This is a genomic window from Streptomyces sp. NPDC051909, assembly GCF_040681095.1.
In the GTDB taxonomy this organism is placed as follows: Bacteria; Actinomycetota; Actinomycetes; order Streptomycetales; family Streptomycetaceae; genus Streptomyces.
Genome location: NZ_JBFAYA010000010.1, coordinates 37,205 through 56,133, shown reverse-complemented (window position 1 = coordinate 56,133; position 18,929 = coordinate 37,205). Strand labels below are relative to the sequence as shown.

Annotated in this window: 20 protein-coding genes; 9 read left to right on the top strand and 11 right to left on the bottom strand. The window is 72.6% G+C overall.

Annotation, left to right across the window (positions count from 1 at the left end):
* Positions 1-12: 12 nt before the first annotated feature.
* Positions 13-2,040 (bottom strand): tetratricopeptide repeat protein, encoded by a 2,028-nt coding sequence (locus tag AB0M18_RS17755; protein ID WP_365758875.1) that lies wholly within the window; start codon positions 2,038-2,040, stop codon positions 13-15.
* Between the two features lie 7 nt (positions 2,041-2,047).
* On the bottom strand, positions 2,048-2,482 hold the full coding sequence (locus AB0M18_RS17750) for a hypothetical protein (protein WP_365758873.1): 435 nt from the start codon (positions 2,480-2,482) through the stop codon (positions 2,048-2,050).
* A gap of 54 nt (positions 2,483-2,536) precedes the next feature.
* On the opposite strand from AB0M18_RS17750, the gene AB0M18_RS17745 reads away from it, so the two are divergent.
* Genes AB0M18_RS17745 through AB0M18_RS17735 form a run of 3 tightly spaced genes read left to right on the top strand, consistent with a single transcriptional unit; the run spans position 2,537 to position 5,087 of the window.
* Positions 2,537-3,463 carry an ABC transporter substrate-binding protein gene (locus tag AB0M18_RS17745; protein ID WP_365758872.1) on the top strand — a complete coding sequence of 309 codons (927 nt, stop codon included), beginning with the start codon at positions 2,537-2,539 and terminating at the stop codon, positions 3,461-3,463.
* Positions 3,460-4,338 carry an amino acid ABC transporter permease gene (locus AB0M18_RS17740; RefSeq protein WP_365758870.1) on the top strand — a complete coding sequence of 293 codons (879 nt, stop codon included), beginning with the start codon at positions 3,460-3,462 and terminating at the stop codon, positions 4,336-4,338. The genes AB0M18_RS17745 and AB0M18_RS17740 overlap by 4 nt, the downstream gene beginning before the upstream one ends.
* Complete coding sequence (locus AB0M18_RS17735) at positions 4,335-5,087, top strand: amino acid ABC transporter ATP-binding protein (RefSeq protein WP_365758868.1); 753 nt, start codon at positions 4,335-4,337, stop codon at positions 5,085-5,087. The genes AB0M18_RS17740 and AB0M18_RS17735 overlap by 4 nt, the downstream gene beginning before the upstream one ends.
* Before the next feature lie 19 nt (positions 5,088-5,106).
* On the opposite strand, the gene AB0M18_RS17730 is transcribed toward AB0M18_RS17735, so the two are convergent.
* The 3 genes from AB0M18_RS17730 to AB0M18_RS17720 form a co-directional block, all read right to left on the bottom strand.
* Positions 5,107-5,760, bottom strand: a complete 654-nt coding sequence (locus AB0M18_RS17730; RefSeq protein ID WP_365758866.1) for a DUF5063 domain-containing protein — start codon at positions 5,758-5,760, stop codon at positions 5,107-5,109.
* A 50-nt stretch (positions 5,761-5,810) separates the two neighbouring features.
* Positions 5,811-6,410 (bottom strand): recombination mediator RecR, encoded by a 600-nt coding sequence (gene recR, locus AB0M18_RS17725; protein WP_365758864.1) that lies wholly within the window; start codon positions 6,408-6,410, stop codon positions 5,811-5,813.
* A 103-nt stretch (positions 6,411-6,513) separates the two neighbouring features.
* Positions 6,514-6,852: a YbaB/EbfC family nucleoid-associated protein gene (locus tag AB0M18_RS17720; protein ID WP_365759255.1), complete on the bottom strand. Its 339-nt coding sequence runs from the start codon at positions 6,850-6,852 to the stop codon at positions 6,514-6,516.
* A gap of 249 nt (positions 6,853-7,101) precedes the next feature.
* On the opposite strand from AB0M18_RS17720, the gene AB0M18_RS17715 reads away from it, so the two are divergent.
* Positions 7,102-7,872 carry an SLATT domain-containing protein gene (locus AB0M18_RS17715; protein WP_365758862.1) on the top strand — a complete coding sequence of 257 codons (771 nt, stop codon included), beginning with the start codon at positions 7,102-7,104 and terminating at the stop codon, positions 7,870-7,872.
* A 35-nt stretch (positions 7,873-7,907) separates the two neighbouring features.
* Here AB0M18_RS17715 and AB0M18_RS17710 read toward each other — a convergent pair whose 3' ends face one another.
* From AB0M18_RS17710 to AB0M18_RS17700, 3 genes are all read right to left on the bottom strand, one after another.
* Entirely contained in the window at positions 7,908-8,561 is a 654-nt protein-coding gene (locus AB0M18_RS17710; RefSeq protein WP_365758860.1) for a hypothetical protein, read from the bottom strand.
* Between the two features lie 143 nt (positions 8,562-8,704).
* Complete coding sequence (locus tag AB0M18_RS17705) at positions 8,705-9,415, bottom strand: GntR family transcriptional regulator (protein WP_365758858.1); 711 nt, start codon at positions 9,413-9,415, stop codon at positions 8,705-8,707.
* 140 nt (positions 9,416-9,555) lie between these two features.
* A complete protein-coding gene (locus AB0M18_RS17700) occupies positions 9,556-10,917 on the bottom strand; it encodes an aspartate aminotransferase family protein (protein WP_365758856.1) in 1,362 nt (453 codons plus the stop codon).
* A 131-nt stretch (positions 10,918-11,048) separates the two neighbouring features.
* On the opposite strand from AB0M18_RS17700, the gene AB0M18_RS17695 reads away from it, so the two are divergent.
* Both AB0M18_RS17695 and AB0M18_RS17690 read left to right on the top strand, forming a co-directional pair.
* Entirely contained in the window at positions 11,049-11,669 is a 621-nt protein-coding gene (locus AB0M18_RS17695) for a DJ-1/PfpI family protein (protein ID WP_365758854.1), read from the top strand.
* 5 nt (positions 11,670-11,674) lie between these two features.
* Complete coding sequence (locus AB0M18_RS17690; protein WP_365758852.1) at positions 11,675-12,175, top strand: MarR family transcriptional regulator; 501 nt, start codon at positions 11,675-11,677, stop codon at positions 12,173-12,175.
* 116 nt (positions 12,176-12,291) lie between these two features.
* Here the strand turns inward: AB0M18_RS17690 and AB0M18_RS17685 are convergent, their stop codons facing one another.
* Positions 12,292-13,188 carry a glycoside hydrolase family 19 protein gene (locus tag AB0M18_RS17685; protein ID WP_365758850.1) on the bottom strand — a complete coding sequence of 299 codons (897 nt, stop codon included), beginning with the start codon at positions 13,186-13,188 and terminating at the stop codon, positions 12,292-12,294.
* A gap of 108 nt (positions 13,189-13,296) precedes the next feature.
* The gene (locus AB0M18_RS17680; protein ID WP_365758848.1) at positions 13,297-13,773 is read right to left on the bottom strand and encodes a MarR family transcriptional regulator; all 477 of its coding nucleotides are present in this window, start codon (positions 13,771-13,773) and stop codon (positions 13,297-13,299) included.
* Positions 13,774-13,869: 96 nt separating this feature from the next.
* Between AB0M18_RS17680 and AB0M18_RS17675 the strand changes: the two genes are divergently transcribed.
* On the top strand, positions 13,870-14,340 hold the full coding sequence (locus tag AB0M18_RS17675) for a MarR family transcriptional regulator (protein ID WP_365758846.1): 471 nt from the start codon (positions 13,870-13,872) through the stop codon (positions 14,338-14,340).
* Positions 14,341-14,404: 64 nt separating this feature from the next.
* Here AB0M18_RS17675 and AB0M18_RS17670 read toward each other — a convergent pair whose 3' ends face one another.
* The gene (locus AB0M18_RS17670; RefSeq protein ID WP_365758844.1) at positions 14,405-15,358 is read right to left on the bottom strand and encodes an NADP-dependent oxidoreductase; all 954 of its coding nucleotides are present in this window, start codon (positions 15,356-15,358) and stop codon (positions 14,405-14,407) included.
* A 164-nt stretch (positions 15,359-15,522) separates the two neighbouring features.
* Between AB0M18_RS17670 and AB0M18_RS17665 the strand changes: the two genes are divergently transcribed.
* Both AB0M18_RS17665 and AB0M18_RS17660 read left to right on the top strand, forming a co-directional pair.
* The gene (locus tag AB0M18_RS17665) at positions 15,523-16,998 is read left to right on the top strand and encodes a substrate-binding domain-containing protein (RefSeq protein WP_365758842.1); all 1,476 of its coding nucleotides are present in this window, start codon (positions 15,523-15,525) and stop codon (positions 16,996-16,998) included.
* Positions 16,999-17,036: 38 nt separating this feature from the next.
* Positions 17,037-18,902: a serine/threonine-protein kinase gene (locus AB0M18_RS17660; protein WP_365758840.1), complete on the top strand. Its 1,866-nt coding sequence runs from the start codon at positions 17,037-17,039 to the stop codon at positions 18,900-18,902.
* The last annotated feature ends 27 nt before the right edge of the window (positions 18,903-18,929 follow it).

Sequence of the window (18,929 nt, the reverse complement as noted above, 5' to 3'; positions counted from 1 at the left end):
GTGTGGGCCGTCTCACATTCCGGAACCGGAGCCGGGCCGCGAGGTGTGCCGCACGTGCACCGTGAACGGATGGTCCTCGCCCAGGAGGCGCAGGCTGTCCGCGAGCACCGCGTCGTAGCCGGCGGCCGCCTGTTCCGTCCGCCCCACCGCGGCGTACAGATGCACCAGGTTGAGCCGCGAGGTGAGCGTGTCGGAGTGGCCGGGGCCCAGGAGCCGCGCCCGCTCGGCAAGCGTCCCCTCGTGCACGCCGATCGCCTCCTCCAGGCGCCCGGCGACCTGATACGCCACCCCCAGGTTGTTCCGCACCCGCAAGGTGTCCCGGTGGGCGGCCCCGAGCAGCCGCTCCAGACCGGACAACGCCCCTTCGAGCAGCCTCACGGCGCCCCCGGTGTCGCCGAGATGGCGCCGGGTCACCCCGAGCCGTGCCCGCGCCAGATGCGTCTCGGCCCGCTCCTCCCCGAGCAGCCGGGTCAGGTCCTCGACCACCTGCTCCTGCGAGTACGCCGCCGGGCCCGGGTCGCCCGTGCGCGCCCAGCACTCGGCGATGCCCTCCCGGGCGAGCACGGTCAGCGGGTCGTCCGCGCCGAGGACCCGCTGACGGGCGCGGGCGGCCCGCTCGAACCACACCTCCGCCAGATCCCAGTCCCCCGTGTCGAGCAGCCGCCACGCCGCACGCACGACGAGTTCCGCCGTACGCGCGGTGTCCACGTTCGCGTCCGCCTGCTGGACATAGGCGTCGACGTGCAAGAACAGCAGCCGCCAGGCCCGCCACCCCGCCGGGTCGTCCAGATCCGTCGGCAGTACGGCGAGCAGCGCCTCCTCGGCCGCCCGCCGGGCCGTGTCGATGTCCGCCGCCCGCCGGTGCGGATCGTCCGCGTCCGGCGTGCGCGCCACCGCCTGGACCAGCCGGTGCACGGACACGGTGCCGTCGTCGTGCACGGTGAGCATGCTGTGCCGGGCGAGCAGCCCGAGCGCGCTCCGTACGGCGAAGGGCGCGGCGATCCGGTCGAGCAGCGCGCGCGGGATCCGGTCCGGCGCCCACCAGGCGAGGACGCGCAGGATGGTGCCGGTCAGCGGATCGGCCTCGGCCAGCCGGTCGAGCGTCAGCCGCCAGGTCCAGGCGACGGCGACCTCGTTGCCCCCGCCGCCGATCCGGAGCGCGTACACCTCACCCGCGTACGAGGAGAGCTGCTCCAGGTACTCGACGGGGCTCGTGCCGGTCTGTCCGCAGAACGCGGCGGCCTGGTCGATCGCCAGCGGCAACTGCCCGAGCGCGGCGCACAGTCGGTGCACTCCGGCGGTGTCCCGGGGGCCGGTGTGGGTGAGGATCCGGGTGAACATCTCGACGGCCTCGTGCGCGGCGGGCACGTCCAGGGTCAGCACGCGGGCGATGCCGTGCCAGCCGCCGGTCTGCCGGGTGGTGACGAGGATCCGGCCGCGGCGGACCCGGCCGAGCAGCGACCCGATGTCCTCGGGCGCGGAGACGTTGTCGAGGACGAGCAGCCAGTCGTCGTGCGCGGACAGCCATTGCAGGGCCCGTTCGCGCAGGGCTTCCGGCGGCAGTACGTCGATGAGCGCGGGTTGCAGCGCGGCGCCGAGGCCGGCCAGGCCGGCGTCCAGGTCGGCGCGGCTCTCCGCGGTGATCCACCAGACGAGCGCGGGCGGTTGAGCACCTTCGCCCGTCCGGCCCTCCGCCCGGCTCTCCGCCCAGCGGGCGGCGAGGGTGGACTTGCCGACGCCGCCGAGACCACAGATCACGAGCACGCCCGCTCCCGCGCCTGCTCCCGTGCCCGCGCCCGCCGCGAAGCCCTCGTCCAGCCGCTCCAACTCCTCCCGGCGGCCGACGAAGTGGGCGCTGCGGCGCGGCACGTTGACCAGGAGATGGGGCGCCGAGGCCACGTTCAGGGCCTCCGGCGGGAGCAGGGTGGCGTGCTCGACCTGGGTGACGTGGTCGCCGGTGGTGACCCGTTCGATGTTCCCGCCGGCGGCGACCGACCGCGCGCCCCCGGCCTCGACGTCTCCGCCCTTGCGCCCCCTCATGCGTCCCTCACGCGTCCCCGGTCGACACGCTGCCGATGTCACCGCCGGCGGCCACGGAACGGTCGCCCGAAGCGGTGACCGGACCGGTCGCGGGACGGGCAACCGGGGTGGCGGGGGCTGGAGTTCCGCCGCCGGTGGGCGCCGGTCCCGCCGTCGCCCCGTCCCCCGTCGCCACCGCGCCGATGTTCCCGCCCGCCGCGACCGAACGGTCACCGGCGGCCGTCACGCCCGCCGCCCCCGCGCCGCCGCCCCGGAGGGACCACAGCGACAGACCGAGCCCGGCGGCGGCGAGCACCGCGCCGGCCACGCTCGCGATCTGATCCGCCTTGCCCAGGTCGGCCACGGCCACCGCGACCAGCGCCGCGACGCCCAGGACGCCGATCCCGATCCCCGCCCACCACAGGGCCTTTGACCGCCCGTCCGACACTCCGCTCCCCGTCATGAACACATGATTGCAGCCCTGGACAGGCCGCGCCCCGGCTGCGAGTCTCCCGCCATGCGATCACGTCCCGCCCCCGCCGCTCTCGCGGTCCTCGCCGCGCTGACCGCCCTCGCCACGTCCGCCTGCGCGCCCCAGGAGGCCGACGGCACCGCCTCCGGCCCGTCCGGCCCGTCCGCCACAGGGCCCTCGACAGCGTCCTGCGCGCCCGCCGCCCTGGCCACGAAGGCCGAGGGGAAGCTCACCGTCGGCACGGACACGCCCGCGTACGCCCCCTGGTTCCAGGACGACGACCCGGCCAACGGCAAGGGCTACGAGTCGGCCGTCGCGTACGCCGTCGCCAAGCACCTCGGCTTCGCCGAGAAGGACGTGGTCTGGCAGAAGGTCGCCTTCAACAACGCCTTCGCGCCCGGCGAGAAGACCTTCGACTTCGACATCAACCAGGTGTCGATCAACGAGGACCGCCGCAAGGCCGTCGACCTGTCCAGCGGCTACTACGACGTGCGCCAGGCCGTCATCGCGCTCAAGGACTCCCCCGCCGCGAAGGCGACCGACCTCGCCGGCCTCAAGGGCGCCCGGCTCGGCGCGCAGGTCGGCACCACCAGCCTCGACGTGATCAACGAGCAGATCAAGCCGGACCGCCCGGCCGCCGTCTTCCAGAAGAACGACCTCGCCAAGTCCGCCCTCAAGAACGGCCAGGTCGACGCCATCGTCGTCGACCTCCCCACCGCCTTCTACATCACCGGCGCCGAGGTGCCGGAGGCCAAGGTGGTCGGCCAGTTCGAGACCACGGGCGGCACCGGAAACGGCACCGGAAACGGAAACGGAAGCGGCAAGGAGCAGTTCGGGCTCGTCCTCGACAAGGGCTCCGCCCTGACATCGTGCGTCTCCCGGGCCGTGGACGCCCTGCGCGCCGACGGCACCCTCGCCGCCATCGAGAAGCGGTGGCTGTCGGAGGCGGCAGGCGCGCCGGTGCTCAAGTGACCGTCGCGAAAGAGGCCGCCCGCGACGAGCCGTACACCCCGTCCGCGCGCCGGATCGAGCGCGAGCGCCACAAGCGCTCCCGCACGCGCCGGGCGACCGCCGTCGCCGCGCTCAGCACCGCCGTGACGCTCGTGGTCCTGTACGTGGTCGTCACCCGCTCCCCCGGCTGGCCGCGCACCAAGGAGACCTTCTTCAGCGCGGAGTACGCCCGCCGGGCGCTGCCGCTGGTCCTCGACGGCCTGTGGCTGAACCTGGGCCTGCTCGTGGTGTGCGGCGCGGCCGCGCTCGTCCTCGGGATGCTGCTCGCCCTCGCCCGTACGGTGCGCGGCCCGGCCCTGTTCCCGCTGCGGGCGCTGGCCACCGCGTACGTCGACTTCTTCCGCGGCCTGCCGCTGATCATCTGCCTGCTCGCCGTGATCTTCGGCCTGCCCGCGCTGCGCCTCCAGGGCGTCCCCACCGACCCCGTCGTCCTCGGCGGGATCGCGCTGGTCCTCACGTACTCCGCCTATCTGGCGGAGGTCTTCCGGGCCGGCATCGAGAGCGTGCACCCCGCCCAGCGGGCCGCCGCCCGCTCCCTCGGCCTGACGAGCGCGCAGACCATGCGCTTCGTCGTCCTTCCGCAGGCCGTACGGAGGGTGGTGCCGCCGCTCCTCAACGACCTGGTCTCGCTCCAGAAGGACACCGGCCTGGTCTCCATCGCGGGCGCGGTCGACGCCGTCTACGCGGCGCAGATCCTGGCCGGCAAGACCTTCAACTACACCCCGTACGTCGTCGCGGGCCTCGTCTTCGTGGTCCTGACGATCCCGATGACCCGGTTCACCGACTGGGTCACGGCCCGGATGAACCGCCGCCAGTCCCAGGGAGGCACGGTATGACCGAGGCTTCGGTCCTCCGCCTGGAGTCCGTCCGAAAGACCTACGGGAACTCGGTCGTCCTGCGCGATGTCGACCTCGCCGTCCCGCAGCACTCGGTCACCGTCCTCATCGGCGCCTCCGGCTCCGGCAAGTCGACCCTCCTCAGGTGCGCCAACCTCCTGGAGGAGATCGACGACGGCGCGATCTTCCTCGACGGCGAGGAGATCACCGACCCGCGCGCGGACGCCGATGCCGTACGCCGCCGGATCGGCGTCGTCTTCCAGGCGTACAACCTCTTCCCGCACATGAGCGTGCTCGACAACATCACGCTCGCCCCGCGCCGGGTCCACAAGGCCGCCCGCCGGGAGGCCGAGGACCACGCCCGCGAGCTGCTCGACCGGCTCGGCCTCGGGGACAGGGCCGGCGAGTACCCGGACCGGCTCAGCGGCGGCCAGCAGCAGCGCGTCGCCATCGCCCGCGCCCTCGCGAACCGGCCCCGGCTGCTGCTCCTCGACGAGGTGACCGCGGCGCTCGACCCGGAGCTGGTGGGCGAGGTCCTGAACGTCGTCCGGGACCTCAAGGAGGACGGCATGACCATGGTCGTCGCCACCCACGAGATGGGCTTCGCCCGCGAGGTCGCCGACCAGGTCTGCTTCCTCGCCGACGGCGTGGTCCTGGAGCGCGGCACACCGGCCGAGGTCTTCGGCGCGCCCGCGCACGAGCGGACCCGCCGGTTCCTCAGCCGGATCGTGGAGGCGGGCCGGCTGTAGCCGCTCGAAGGCGGGACCGTCAGATCCCCTGGCGACCGAGGCCGCCCAGCTCCTCCGCCATCACGCGCCCCGCCTCCTCCGCGAGGGCGTCCTCCGCCAGGTCCTCGTCCGTGTCGAGGCCCGCCAGGTCGGCGAGCGGCTGGTCGAGCCGGACGTGGGCCACGAGGGACTGGAGGGCGCGCAGGGTGGCGGAGGCGGTGGGGCCCCAGTTCGAGAAGTACGAGAACTGCCACCACCACAGCGCCTCGCTGGTCCGGCCGGCCCGGTAGTGGGCCAGACCGTGCCGCAGATCGGTCACCATGTCGGCGAGGTTGTCGGAGATCCGCGCCGGTACGGGCGCCTTGCGCGGCTCGTACGGGTCGAAGACCTCGGAGAACACGTCCACCGGCTCCAGGAGCGCCGCGAACCGCTCGCGCAGCTCGTCCACGTCCAGGTCCGGACCCGCGTCCGGCTCGTACCGCTCGTCCGGGACGATGTCCTCGTGCGCGCCGAGCCGCCCGCCGGCGAGCAGCAGCTGCGAGACCTCCAGGAGCAGGAAGGGCACCGCGCTGTCCGGCTCGTCGCCCTTGGCGACCTCCGTCGTGGCGACGATGAAGCTCTCGATCGAGTCCGCGATCTGCACCGCGAAGTCGTCAGGGTCCTGAGTGATGGAGTGCAGCGTGGCGTCAGACATCGAGGAGCCTCCCTGAGAGTGCGTCGTCGTGCGCACGGACCCGGTCGTCGTCATACATCTAGCAGCCGCCGCCCCTCGAAGGCACGTCCCAGGGTGACCTCGTCGGCGTACTCCAGGTCGCCGCCGACGGGAAGTCCGCTGGCCAGGCGGGTCACCCTGAGGCCCATGGGCTTGATCATCCGCGCCAGGTACGTCGCGGTGGCCTCACCCTCCAGGTTCGGGTCGGTGGCCAGGATCAGCTCGGTGACCGTGCCGTCCGCGAGCCGCGCGAGCAGCTCGCGGATCCGCAGGTCGTCCGGTCCGACGCCCTCGATGGGGCTGATGGCGCCGCCGAGCACGTGGTAGCGGCCGCGGAACTCGCGGGTCCGCTCGATCGCCACGACGTCCTTCGGCTCCTCGACCACACAGATGACCGTCTGGTCCCGGCGCGGATCGCGGCAGATGTTGCACTGCTCCTGCTGCGCCACATTGCCGCAGACCGCGCAGAAGCGGACCTTCTCCTTGACCTCCAGGAGTGCCTGGGCGAGCCGCCGCACGTCGGTCGGCTCGGCCTGGAGGATGTGGAAGGCGATCCGCTGGGCGCTCTTGGGACCGACACCGGGCAGCCTGCCCAGCTCGTCGATGAGGTCCTGAACCACGCCTTCGTACAACGCCAGCGCCCTTCTCGGGGAATGCTTGATTCTTACGGTAGTGGCTTAAATGCAGCGTTAGAAGCCGTACGGGCCGGAAGCCCGGCCCCGACCCCTCAGAGGCTCAGAAGCCCAGGCCCGGCATCCCGCCGCCCAGGCCCTGCGCCAGCGGGCCCAGCTTGGCCTGCTGGAGCTCCTGCGCGTTGTCGTTGGCGGCCTTCACCGCGGCCACGATCAGGTCGGCGAGGGTCTCGGTGTCCTCCGGGTCGACCGCCTTCGGGTCGATCACCAGGCCGCGCAGCTCGCCGGAGCCGGTCACGGTGGCCTTGACCAGGCCGCCGCCCGACTGGCCGTCGACCTCGGTCTCCGCCAGCTCCGCCTGGGCGCGGGCGAGATCCTGCTGCATCTTCTGGGCCTGCTGGAGGAGCTGCTGCATGTTGGGCTGGCCACCACCGGGGAACACGGTCACTCACTCCTGCTGGTCGGGAAGTCGTCGGTAAGCCGAGCCTACGTGCTCGTGGACCGGGGTGCCGACACAACTCTTTCGAGTGAGAAACTGCGGGCTCCTCTACCTGATCAACACCCTCTTGCGGGCGGAAATCCCGGGATTCCGGGCCCACAGCCCACCATTCGGCGGTAGGAAGGGCAGGCACCACGTGCACCGCACGTCACAGAAGGACACGAGCGCTGAGCTGAACAGAGGAGTGCCCCGGTGAGCCAGCAGCCGGACATGCAGCCGCAGCCGGGGAATCCCGAGGGCCCGGGGACGCCCGAGGCCGCCCCGGAGAGGCCCGGAGGCCCGGCCGCCCACCACCGCGATCTGACCGCGTCCCCCTTCCCGCTGGGCGACTGGGGCGAGCCCGCCGAGCGCCTCGACGAGCTCTACCGCTGGGTCGAGTCCAACGCGCTGCGCACCGCCGAGTGGTATCTCTCCGACCGCGTCTGGAAGCGCCGCTGCGCCCGCGCCCTGCGCATCGGCACCGCCGTCGGTGTCATCGCCGGCGCCGCGCTGCCGCTGCTCGACCTGACCGGGGTGGCCGAGGGTACGGCCGGCTGGGGATATCTGTCCCTGCTGCTCGGCGCGGCCTGTCTGGCCTGCGACCGCTACTTCGGCCTGACCTCGGGCTGGATAAGGAACATGGCCACCGCCCAGGCCGTACAGCGCCGGCTGCAGGCCCTGCAGTTCGACTGGGCCTCGGAGAGCGTCCGCGAGGTCCTCGGCCCCACCGAGGGCACGGCCAGCGAGGCCGCCGAACGCTGTCTCGGCGTGCTGCGGCGCTTCTCCGAGGACATCACGGAGCTGGTACGGGCGGAGACCGCCGACTGGATGGTCGAGTTCCGCTCCGGCCCCGCGCCGCTGGCCCTGCAGTCGGTCGGCACCGCCCCGGCCCGCCCCGAGGGCGGCCACCCCGCGGGCCGCTTCCCGCTCCCGCCGGGCACCCGCCCGAACATGCCGCGCCAGCGGCCGCCGGAGCCGCGCTGAGACCCCTCCTGCGGAGGGGGGACCAGGGGGACACCTCAACTGAGGATGATCATCGAGCCCTGGCCCAGGCTGCGGGTCGCCGCCGCGTGGAGGCCCAGCCAGACGTGCCGCTCGCGGGCGAAGGGGCTGTCGTCCTCGTACGGCACGGGGGCGGCGGGTTCGTCCAGGTCGGTGGGGCGCTCCGGGGGCCGGGGCGCGGCCGGCGGGTTCGCGGGGTCGATGCCGATCGAGGGCGCCACGAACTCCAGCTCCCGCAGCAGCCCTTGCGAGGAGCCGAGCGGGCCGCCGCCGGCGAGCAGCTCGTCGTTGGAGAGCGGCACCGGGAAGTCGACCGGCACATAGGCGCCGGCGTGGTCGTAGTGCCACACCAGGTGGGACTGCTGGGCGGTCGCCTCGAACATCTCCAGGAGCTGTTCGTAGTCCCCGCCGAGCTCGCCGACCGGTTCCACGGGCAGCCCGCACATCTGGAGCAGATAGGCGCGGCGCAGGAAGTGCAGGGCCTCGTAGTCGAAGCCGGCGACGGGGGCGACGTCACCGGAGAGCCCCGGCATGTAGGCGAAGACGGGCACGGTGGGCAGGCCGGCCGAGGTCAGGGCGTGGTCGTAGACCGCGATCTCCTCGGCGAAGGGGTTGTCGGGGCTGTGGCACAGCACGTCGACGAGGGGGACCAGCCACAGGTCACAGGCCAAGACAGGCTCGCTCTCCGTCGGTTGCTCAAGGGTGGACTGCCGGGTCGCGCGGTTGCGCGGTGCAGGGACCGTCAGGGTAGTGCGGCCTCGTGACCCCGCACACCCGCTGGACCCGCTGGGTGCCTGCCCCCGTGGACGGCTCCTCAACCCGTACGGCCGGCGCGGGCGTCCAGACGGTCGGCCCACTCCAGGGAGCGGGTGTTGTAGGCGCGTACGACGTCGACCGCGCCGGCCGCGTCGCCGCGCGTGATCGCGTCGACCAGTTCGATGTGGCCGCTCCACAGCCAGCCCAGCAGATCGCGGTCGGAGCGCAGATAGGGCACGGAGAAGACCCAGGCCTGGACGCGCAGCCGGTGCAGGAAGTCGGCGATGTAGTCGTTGGCGGCGACGAGGCGGCCGAGCTCGCGCCAGTAGCGGATGTCGTAGCCGATGAGCACGTCGAGGTCTCCGGCGCGGGCCGCGCGCGCGGCGGCCTCGCCCCGGCGGCGTATGGAGACCAGGGTGACGCCGAAGGAGACGTCGGGCTCGGCGGGCGGCCGGCAGGCGGGGACGTGGCGGCGGAAGATGCCGTCCACGACGAGCATGCGGGCCTCGACCATGCCCCGGTAGTCGTCGACCGAGAACTCGTGCACGCGGAAGCCGCGGTGCTGGTCGGAGTCGAGGAGCCCCTGCGCGCAGAGGTCGACCAGGGCCTCGCGGACGGGGGTCGCGGAGACGCCGTACTGCTCGGCGATCTGCTTGACCGTGAACTCCTGGCCCGGCTGGAGACGCCCTGCGAGCACCTCGTCACGCAGCGCGTCCGCGATCTGCTGTCGCAGGGTGCTGCGGGTGACTCCTGCTCCGCTCGCGGGCATGGTGACCGGCCCCCTCCGTACGACTTCCGGACACCCTAATCCAGGGCCGGGAGGGGGCGGATCACAGTGTTGTCACTCCCGTGAGGTCACTCCCTGAGGTCACTCGCGGAAGTCACTCGCGTGAGGTCACACGCGTGAGGTCACACGGTGTGCTCGTCGGCGACGCTCAGCGCCGCGTCCAGGGCCGCCAGGCCCTCCTTCGCCTCCGCCTCGGAGACATTGCAGGCGGGGACCGCGTGGGTGCGGTTCATGTTGACGAAGGGCCACAGGCCGTTCTTCTTCGCCGTGGCGGCGAAGGCGGCCATGGGCGCGTTGGCCTCGCCGGCCGCGTTGTACGGGACGAGCGGCTCGCGCGTCTCCTTGTTCCTGACCAGGTCGAGCGCCCAGAAGACGCCCATACCGCGGACCTCGCCGACCGACGGGTGGCGCTCGGCCAGCTCGCGCAGGCCGGGGCCGAGGACGGTCTCGCCGATGTGGGCGGCGTGCTCGACGACCTTCTCGTCCGCCATCACGTTGATGGTGGCGACGGCGGCGGCGCAGGCCAGCGGGTGCCCGGAGTAGGTGAGACCGCCGGGGTAGGGACGCTTGTCGAAGGTGGCGGCGATCTCGGCGCTGATGGCGACGCCGCCGAGCGGCACGTAACCGGAGTTGACGCCCTTGGCGAAGGTCATCAGGTCGGGCACGACGTCGAAGTGCTCGGCGGCGAACCACGTGCCGGTGCGGCCGAAGCCGGCCATGACCTCGTCCAGGACGAAGACGATGCCGTACTTGTCGCAGATCTCGCGGACACCGGCGAGGTAGCCGGGCGGCGGGGTCATGATGCCGGCGGTGCCGGGCACGGTCTCCAGGATGATCGCGGCGATCGTCGCCGGACCCTCGAAGGCGATCGTGTCCTCCAGGTGCTGGAGGGCCCGCGCGCTCTCCTCCGCCTCGGTGGTGGCGTAGAACGGCGAGCGGTAGAGGAACGGCGCCCAGAAGTGCACGACACCGGCGGAGGCGGTGTCGGAGGGCCAGCGGCGCGGGTCGCCGGTCAGGTTGATCGCGGTGGAGGTGGCGCCGTGGTACGAGCGGTAGGCGGAGAGCACCTTCGTACGGCCCGTGTGCAGACGGGCCATGCGGACGGCGTTCTCGACGGCCTCGGCACCGCCGTTGGTGAAGAAGATCTTGTCCAGGTCGCCCGGGGTGCGCTCGGCGATGAGGCGTGCGGCCTCGGAGCGGACGTCGACGGCGAAGGCGGGCGCGAAGGTGGTGAGCTTCGCGGCCTGCTCCTGGATGGCGGCGACGACCTTGGGGTGCTGGTAGCCGATGTTGGTGTAGACGAGGCCGCTGGTGAAGTCGAGGTAGCGGTTTCCGTCGTAGTCCCAGAAGTACGAACCCTCGGCGCCGGCGACGGCGAGCGGGTCGATCAGGCCCTGGGCGGACCAGGAGTGGAACACGTGCGCGCGGTCGGCGGCCTTGACGGCCGCTCCGGCCTGGGGGTCGGGTTCGACATGAGGGGTCATGGGTCCGAGGGTAAGGAAGCGCAGGTGGGACGGGCCATGACCATCTTGTCCACCGAGACCGGGGCGGACGAGACAGTGTGCCGGGCGGGCGGAGCATTGACAGCAAGCTGTCATAGTGACAGCCTACTGTCATGACTGGAACTGGGATCGAGACACCCAAGGCCACTGCCACTGTCCATCTCGCCGTCTACGACACCCTCGCCGACTGGGAGACGGGCCACGCGACCGCCTGGCTCGCCCGGGCGGGATTCACGGTCAAAACCGTCGGCACGCGCGCGGGGGACCCGATCACGACGATCGCGGGCATCCGGATCGTCCCGGACCTCTCCCTCGCCGACCTGACCCCCGAGGACAGCGCGTTGCTGATCCTCCCGGGCGCCGAGAAGTACGACGAGGGCGACGAGCTCGCCCCCTTCACCGCCAAGGCCCGCGCCTTCCTCGACGCGGGCGTGCCGGTCGCCGCGATCTGCGGCGCCACGGCCGGGCTTGCGCGGGAGGGCCTGCTCGACGCCCGCCCGCACACCAGCGCCGCCGACGTGTACCTGGCCGCCACGGGCTACCAGGGCGCCGAGCACTACGTCGAGGCCGACGCCGTCCGCGACGGCGACCTGATCACGGCCGGCCCGACCGAGCCGGTGGCCTTCGCGCGCGAGATCTTCGCCCGCCTCGGCGCGTACGAGGGGCAGCGGGACGCCTGGTTCCGCCTGTTCCACGACTCGGACCCGGCGGCCTTCGCCGAGCTGAACGGATGACACCGATGAGCCGCCGCCAGCAGGACGCCCTGTCCCGCACGGCCCTCGGCGTCTTCCGGCTCAACGGCCAGTTCCTCTCGGTGGCGGAGAAGCTGGCCGAGCCGGCCGGCCTGACGGCCGCCTGGTGGCAGGTCCTCGGCGCCGTCGTCCGCGAACCGCTCACGGTCTCCGGCATCGCCCGCGCCATGGGCATCACCCGCCAGAGCGTCCAGCGCATCGCCGACCTCCTCGTACGGGACGGCCTGGCCGCCTACGAGCCGAACCCCGCCCACCGCCGGGCCAAGCTGTTCACCCCGACCGAGGCAGGCCGCGCCGCCATGCGCCGCATCGACCCGGGGCACGCCGAGCTGGCCGCCCGCCTGGGGAAGGAGCTCGGCGGCCAGGAGGCGTTCGACGAGACGGTACGGGTGCTGGAACGGCTGTCGAGGGCGCTGGAGGCGGTGGAGTCCCAGGAGGCCGCGGAGGCGGTGGAACTGCCGGACACCGGCAGCCGGCACGGCGGCTGAGGACGGCGTACGGCAGAGCACCTCCGACGAACCGCGCGACGGCGGGCCCACGTTCGCCGTGGAGCCCGCCACCTGGAGCGCGTTCGTCGCCTGGCAGGACTGACGACAGGGACCGACTAGCAGTACAGGTTCGAACCGGCGGGGACGCCCAGGATCTGGGTGAACTGCTGGTACTTCGTGACCCGGCTCTGCACCTGGGCCGGGTTGCCGCCGTTGCATTCCAGCGAGCCGTTGATGGAGCGGATGGTCTCGCCGAATCCGCGGCTGTCGACCATGGCGTTGTGGGCGGTCATGGTGCCGGGGCCGTTCTGGGTGTTCCAGTACCAGAGGCCGGTCTTCCAGGCGACGGCCGCGTCGCGCTCGACGCGGTAGGGGTCGGCGAGGAGGTTGATGCCGAGGGCGTCACCGGCGGCCTTGTAGTTGAAGTTCCAGGAGAGCTGGATGGGGCCGCGGCCGTAGTACGCGGCCTGGCCGGCGGGGCAGCCGTACGACTGGCTCCAGTCGCAGTAGTGCGGGTAGTTGGCGGTGTTCTGCTCGACGATGTGGACGAGGCCGCCGGTCTCGTGGCTGACGTTGGCGAGGAAGGCGGCCGCCTCTTGCCGCTTCACGGTGTCGCTGCCGGTGGTGGCGAAGGCGGGGTACGCGCTGAGGGCGGCCTTGAGACCGGCGTAGGTGTAGAAGGAGTTCCTGCCCGGGAACATCTGGTTGAACTGGGCCTCGGAGACCACGAATCCGGAGGTGGACGGCGGCGGGGTGGTGGTGCCGCCGTCGCCGCCGCAGGTGCCCTCGTCGCGCCAGACGTCGGCGGTGCCGGGGCGCTCGTTCTGGGTCCACCACTTGGCGTACCAGTTGTGACCGTTGTACGAGGCGGTCATGCCGCCCGTGTAGACGCTGGAGGAGTTCCAGGCGGCCACACAGGCGGGCGCGGCGCCCGCGACGGTGGCGGGCAGGAAGACGGCGAGGCCGGCGACCGTACAGATCGCGGCCAGGACGGTGAGGAGACGTCGCAGCATGCGGCTCGTCCTTCCGGTGGGGGAAGGCCCACGCAACCGCTATTGGTCTGCACCTGTCAATGGTCTGGACCAGATCGAACCGAACCGGACGCGACCGGACTCCTTCATTCAGCGGGACAGCACACGCTCCAACAGGCCTACGAGCAGGGCTCGTTCGGCGACGGAGAGCGGCGCCATCAACTCGTCCTGGGCCTCGGCGAGGACCTTGTCGAGGCGTTCGAGGTGCTTGCGGCCCGGCGGGGTGAGGGTGACGACGTTGCGGCGGCGGTCGTCGGGGTCGGGGGTGCGGGCGACCTGGCCGCGCTGCTCCAACTCGTTGATGACGGAGACGAGATCGCTGCGGTAGACGCCGGTGCGCCGGCTCAGCTCGGCCTGGCTGGCCGGGCCGTACGCGTCGAGTGAGGCCAGGACCGCGAAGTGCCACTTGCGGGAGTCCTCGGCGGCCAGCCGATCGCTCACGAGGCGGTCCGCCCGGGCGGAGGTCATCGCGAGCAGGCGGCTGGGGAGGGCACGGAGGCGGTCGGGGGTCTGCGTCTGCCGCTCGTCCATCTCGCGGGACTCGGGCACGTCGGGGGTCTCGCTCATGCGGTGCAGATTACCTCTTGCGTTAGTGGTCCGAACGATCTAATATCGTTAGTGCCATAAACGTTAGTAGCCTGAACGTTAGAGGGGGACATCATCATGACCGCATCCACGCCCACGCCCACGTCCGTGTCCACCGCACCCGCCGCCGACGCCCGTGCCCTCGGCCTGGCCCACTACGCCGCCCGGGGTCTCCTGGAGCACGTCCTGGCCCGGCACGGCGCCACGTTCCAGCAGCAGATCGCCCTGCGCGCCGCCGTCACGGCCGAGGCCCCGCAGACGGCCGACGCCCTCACCGCCCAGGTCCAGGGCAGCCTCAAGGCCGACCCGGCCGACATCCGCGCCACGCTCGACGAGCTGCGGGACAGGGGGCTGCTGGTCACGGACGGCGCGCAGCTGCGGCCCACGGACGCGGGCCGCGAGCTCCTGGCCGCCATCACCGCCGAGACGGCTCCAGTCAGCGCCCGTGTCTGGGGCGGCATACCGGCCGAGGACCTGGCCGCCGCCGGCCGGGTCCTCGCCCTGGTCACCGAGCGCGCGAACGCGGAGCTCGCGGCGCTGACGAACTGACGGCCTGGCGAACCGACGGCCTGTGACGGCCTGACGGCCTGAGGACAGGCCGGATCGACGTGGATCAGATCATCAGGACGATCCGGCCGGGCCGGCGGCCGGCCTCTGCACGGCGGTGGGCCTCGGCGGCCTCTTCGAGGGGCATGACGTCGGCCACCCGGGTGATGAGCTCGCGGTCGGCGACCTTCTGGAAGATGGCGGCCAGCTCGGTGGGGTCGGGGCGGCCGAAGACGGTGTCGACCCGGATGTCGCGTTCGGGGTCGGGGGTGCGGTCCTTCGCGAGGGCGACGAAGGCGCCGCCGTCCTTGACGGCGGAAAGCACCGGGGAGCCGATCAGGGCGCCGTCGAAGACGCCGTCGACGCGGTCGGGAACGGCCGCCAGGACCTGGGACAGCACGTCGGCGGGTTCGCCGCGGGTGACGCAGTGCTTGGCGCCGAGGACCTTGAGTTCGCTCTCGTCGCCCTCGTGGGCGACGGCCACGACCTCCAGGCCGGCTGCGGAGGCGAACTGGACCGCGAAGCGGCCCACGACGCCGCTGGCGCCGGTGACGAGGAGCGTGGCGCCCGCCGGGAGGTCGAGCACGCCGAGGCCCTGCTGGGCCGTGACGGCGGCCAGCGGGACCGAGGCCGCCTGGGTGAAGTCCACCTCGTCGGCGATCGGCGCCAGCCATTCGGGGTCGACCCGGATGACCTCCGCGTAGGTGCCCTCACCCGTCCGCTCGGTGAACCACGGAACGAAGCCCGCCACCCGGGTACCGGCCGGAAGGGTGCCCGTCGGGCCGGGCGCGGGGTCGAGCAGCCGGCCAGCGAAGTCCGTGCCCAGGACGAACGGGGGGCGGAGCGGGTCGAGCTCGTCGGCGTAGTAGCCCGCCCGGATCCTCATGTCGGCGACGGCCACACCGGCTGCCTTCAGCCGGACCCGGACCTTCCCGGGCACGTCTCCGGCCTCGGGCTCGGGGCGGCGGGCCATGTTCAGGACCTCGGGTCCGCCGTAGGCGGTCACTTCGACGACACGCATGGCTCTCCTCCTGCGCCGGCCCCCTCGTGGCCCATTACACCCATGCCCGTCACCCCCGGCAACAGCTGACGGAAGGACGGGGGAACCTGTCGGAAGGACGAACTCCAGATGGCCGGAATCGAGCTCTCGTACCGAACCGCACACGCGTCCGTACGGTGGCGCCCGTGGACTGGGTCAGCCCCGAGAACGTCATCGCCGTCGTCACCGCGCTGCTCGGTGTGGTGGTCACCTTCGCCGTGCTCGTCATCGAGCGGCGCGTGCCACGCCGCAAGCGGGTCGGCTACCGGGTGCAGCTGGACACCCCGGTGGGGGACAGGGTCACCCGGCTGTTCAACGGGCGGGACGACATGACGGACGCCACCCTCGTGCTGCTGCGCATCGAGAACGACGGCGGCGTGTCCATCGGCCGGGAGGACTACAACCAGGAGAGCCACGGGCTGACCGTCCGCTTCACCCACCGCAGGATCGAGGTGGCGGCCGCCTCCCAGGCGCCCTTCGGCAGCGACGACCTGGTGGCCGACGGCAGCGAGATCAAGATCCCCAAGGTGGCGCTCAACCCCGGGGACTTCTTCAAGGTGCTCGTCCTGCTCACCGGCGGCGAGGCCGGGGACGAGATCACCGTCACCGGGCCGATCCGCGACGGCGGGGTCCACGTCAACCACAGCGCGACCTTCGACGACAAGCCGCCCACCTTCAGCCGCGCCGCCCGCCGCGTCACCATCGCCCTGACCGCCTGTGTGATCACGCTCGCCGCGATCATCGTGATCCGCGACGACGTGCCACCGCCCATCGGCTGCGCCCGGGGCACCCTCGTCGTCACCGGGTCCACCGCGTTCGAGCCGGTCCTGAAGGACGTCGCGAAGCAGTACGAGCACGACTGCCCGGGCGCCACCGTGACCGTCGACGCGCACGGCTCCGCCGCCGGCATACGGCGGCTCGCCGAGCAGGGCGGACAGCAGGGCAAGGACGGCGCCCCCGAGCTCGTCGCCCTGTCCGACGGGCCCAAGCCCGACGGCTACCCGCAGCTGAAGGACTCCCCCGTCGCCGTCTCCCTCTTCACCCTCGTCGTCAACGACCGGGTCCCGCTGGACGACCTCACCCTGGAGAACATCCGCGCCCTCTACCGCGGCGACATCACCAACTGGCGCACCCTCGGCGGCCCGGACCTGCCCGTGCGGCTGGTCAGCCGGGACGCCAACTCCGGGACCCGCGAGGTGTTCCAGCGCCGGGTCCTCGGACGCAACGAGCCCGCCAACTCCTCCCGTAACTGCTCCGCCAAGGACGACCCGGAGGCCCTGGTCATCCGCTGCGAACTGGACCGCACCGATCAGGTCCTGTCCACCGTCACCGCGCTGCCCGGCGCCCTCGGGTACACCGAACTGCGCAACGGCAGTCACCCGAAGGGCCTGCACCGCATGGCCGTCGACGGACGCAGGCCGGACGTGGCGGAGCTGGGCAGCTCGCCCTACCCCTACCGGGAGATCGAGTACGCCTACACCTGGGAGCTGCCCAAGCCCGGCTCGCTGACCTCCAGTTTCCTCACCTACCTGGGGCGCGGCGGCGGCCAGGACGTGGTCCTCGGACACGGCCACCTGCCCTGCGCCACCCCCAAGGGGCTGCGGATCTGCGGAGCGGGATGACTCGGGTCCGGCACCCGGGTCTGGCATCCTCTTTCGACGTGGATCCCTTGAACGCGGAAGACCCGGCCGTCATAGGCCCGTTCCGGCTGCTCGGCCGGCTCGGCGTGGGCGGCATGGGCCGGGTGTATCTGGCCCGGTCGGCCGGCGGCCGTGCCGTCGCCGTGAAGGTCGTGCACCCGGAACTGGCGGCCCAGGACGAGTTCCGGCGCCGCTTCGCCCGGGAGGTCTCCGCGCTGGAGCGGGTCGGCGGCGCCGGCACGGCGCCCGTGCTCGGCTCCGATACCGGGGCCGAGGTGCCGTGGGTGGCCGTCGGATACGTGCCCGGGCCTTCGCTGCGGACGGTCGTCGGCGACGAGTACGGGCCGCTGCCGCCCGACAGCGTGCGCACCCTCGCCGCCGGACTGGCCCGCGCCCTCACCCACATCCACACCGCGGGCCTGGTCCACCGCGATCTCAAGCCGTCGAACGTGCTGCTCACCGTCGACGGCCCGCAGATCATCGACTTCGGCATCGCCCGCGCCCTCGACACCGTCACCGACGGCGGGCTGACCACGACCGGCGCGGTCGTCGGATCCCCCGGCTTCATGTCGCCGGAGCAGGTGCGCGGCGAGCGGCTCAGCGCGGCCTCGGACGTCTTCTGCCTGGGGTCGGTGCTCGCGTACGCGGCGACCGGGCGTTCGCCGTTCGGCGGGTCCGACAGCGGTGTGCACGCCACCATGTTCCGCATCGCCCACGACGAGCCCGACCTGACCGGCCTCGCGCCCGAGCTCGCCGGGCTGATCCGGGCCTGCCTCGCCAAGGACCCGGCGGGCCGGCCCACGGCGACCGAGATCGTCGAGACGCTTCCGGTCGCCGACCCGTGGCTCCCGGCGGACGTCCTGGCGCGCCTGGGACGGCACGCGGCGCAGCTCCTCGAGGCGGAGAGCGCGGCTCTCGCCGAGCACGCTCCCGCGCCGCCCGCCGGCGCCTCCGGGACCGGCGACACGACGCCTTCCGCGTCCGCCGCGCCCCGGCGCCGGGGCCGTACGGCGCTGCTCTCCGCCGTCACGACCGTTGTGGTGGCAGCGGCGGGCGGCCTCGCGTACACGTTCTGGCCCGATCCGGGCACCGGTGGCGACGAGCAGAAGAACAAGGCGCGCGGCGACACCGGCTCGGTCTCCGCGCGCCCCGCCGGCATCGTTCCGGCCGGCTTCCTCGGCGCCTGGGAGGGCGTCCTCCAGGGGTCGGCCGAGTTCCCCCGGGAGACCGCGCGGATCGAGATCACGCAGGGCGCCGCGGGCTCCAAGAGCGCCGTCTACGTCCAGGTCACCGAGAACCGGCTGTGCATGGGACGCTCCCGGCTCGTCTCGGCCGACGAGGACAAGGTCGTCTACGGCGAGTCCGCCGTGACCACGAGCGTGCCCGCCGACCGCTGCACCCCCGCCGCCCAGCAGACCCTCACCCTGCGCTCCCCCGACGTCCTGGAGTGGACCTCGGGCACCGTGAAGGCCACCTTCCGCAAGGCCCCGAGCGGACCGGCGGCCGTCCCCGCCCGCTTCCTCGGCCACTGGTCGCGCATCCCCGCGCCGGAGATGTACGGCGCGGACGACGACCGCTACACCTCCGAGGTGACGATCGCCCAGGGCCCGGTCGGCGCCTCCGTGATCAGCGTCATCGACGGCTACCCCCGCACCGTCGACGGCGTGAACACCTCCGAGGACTGGTCCTGCGGCACCACGGCCGTCCTCGGAGGCGTCGGCGACAAGCTGATCCTCGGCCCCAGCACCCGGGACACCACCGCCTGGGACCGCGAATGCCAGGAGGGCCTGTCGCGCTATCTGGTCGTCGACAAGCTCAACGGCAAGGACCGGCTGCTCATCTACCCGATGCTCGACGGCGAGCCGAACGAGTACCACCGGTCCTGAGGGACCCCCGGGGCTCCCGGGGCTCCC

Bases quoted from the DNA above. Each gene is read 5' to 3' on its own strand.
- AB0M18_RS17700 (WP_365758856.1), bottom strand. From the start codon at position 10,917: ATGACCCCTCATGTCGAACCCGACCCCCAGGCCGGAGCGGCCGTCAAG.
- AB0M18_RS17690 (WP_365758852.1), top strand. From the start codon at position 11,675: ATGAGCCGCCGCCAGCAGGACGCCCTGTCCCGCACGGCCCTCGGCGTC.
- AB0M18_RS17745 (WP_365758872.1), top strand. From the start codon at position 2,537: ATGCGATCACGTCCCGCCCCCGCCGCTCTCGCGGTCCTCGCCGCGCTG.
- AB0M18_RS17675 (WP_365758846.1), top strand. From the start codon at position 13,870: ATGACCGCATCCACGCCCACGCCCACGTCCGTGTCCACCGCACCCGCC.
- AB0M18_RS17680 (WP_365758848.1), bottom strand. From the start codon at position 13,773: ATGAGCGAGACCCCCGACGTGCCCGAGTCCCGCGAGATGGACGAGCGG.
- AB0M18_RS17670 (WP_365758844.1), bottom strand. From the start codon at position 15,358: ATGCGTGTCGTCGAAGTGACCGCCTACGGCGGACCCGAGGTCCTGAAC.
- AB0M18_RS17750 (WP_365758873.1), bottom strand. From the start codon at position 2,482: ATGACGGGGAGCGGAGTGTCGGACGGGCGGTCAAAGGCCCTGTGGTGG.
- AB0M18_RS17755 (WP_365758875.1), bottom strand. From the start codon at position 2,040: ATGAGGGGGCGCAAGGGCGGAGACGTCGAGGCCGGGGGCGCGCGGTCG.
- AB0M18_RS17730 (WP_365758866.1), bottom strand. From the start codon at position 5,760: ATGTCTGACGCCACGCTGCACTCCATCACTCAGGACCCTGACGACTTC.
- AB0M18_RS17695 (WP_365758854.1), top strand. From the start codon at position 11,049: ATGACTGGAACTGGGATCGAGACACCCAAGGCCACTGCCACTGTCCAT.
- AB0M18_RS17705 (WP_365758858.1), bottom strand. From the start codon at position 9,415: ATGCCCGCGAGCGGAGCAGGAGTCACCCGCAGCACCCTGCGACAGCAG.
- AB0M18_RS17735 (WP_365758868.1), top strand. From the start codon at position 4,335: ATGACCGAGGCTTCGGTCCTCCGCCTGGAGTCCGTCCGAAAGACCTAC.
- AB0M18_RS17685 (WP_365758850.1), bottom strand. From the start codon at position 13,188: ATGCTGCGACGTCTCCTCACCGTCCTGGCCGCGATCTGTACGGTCGCC.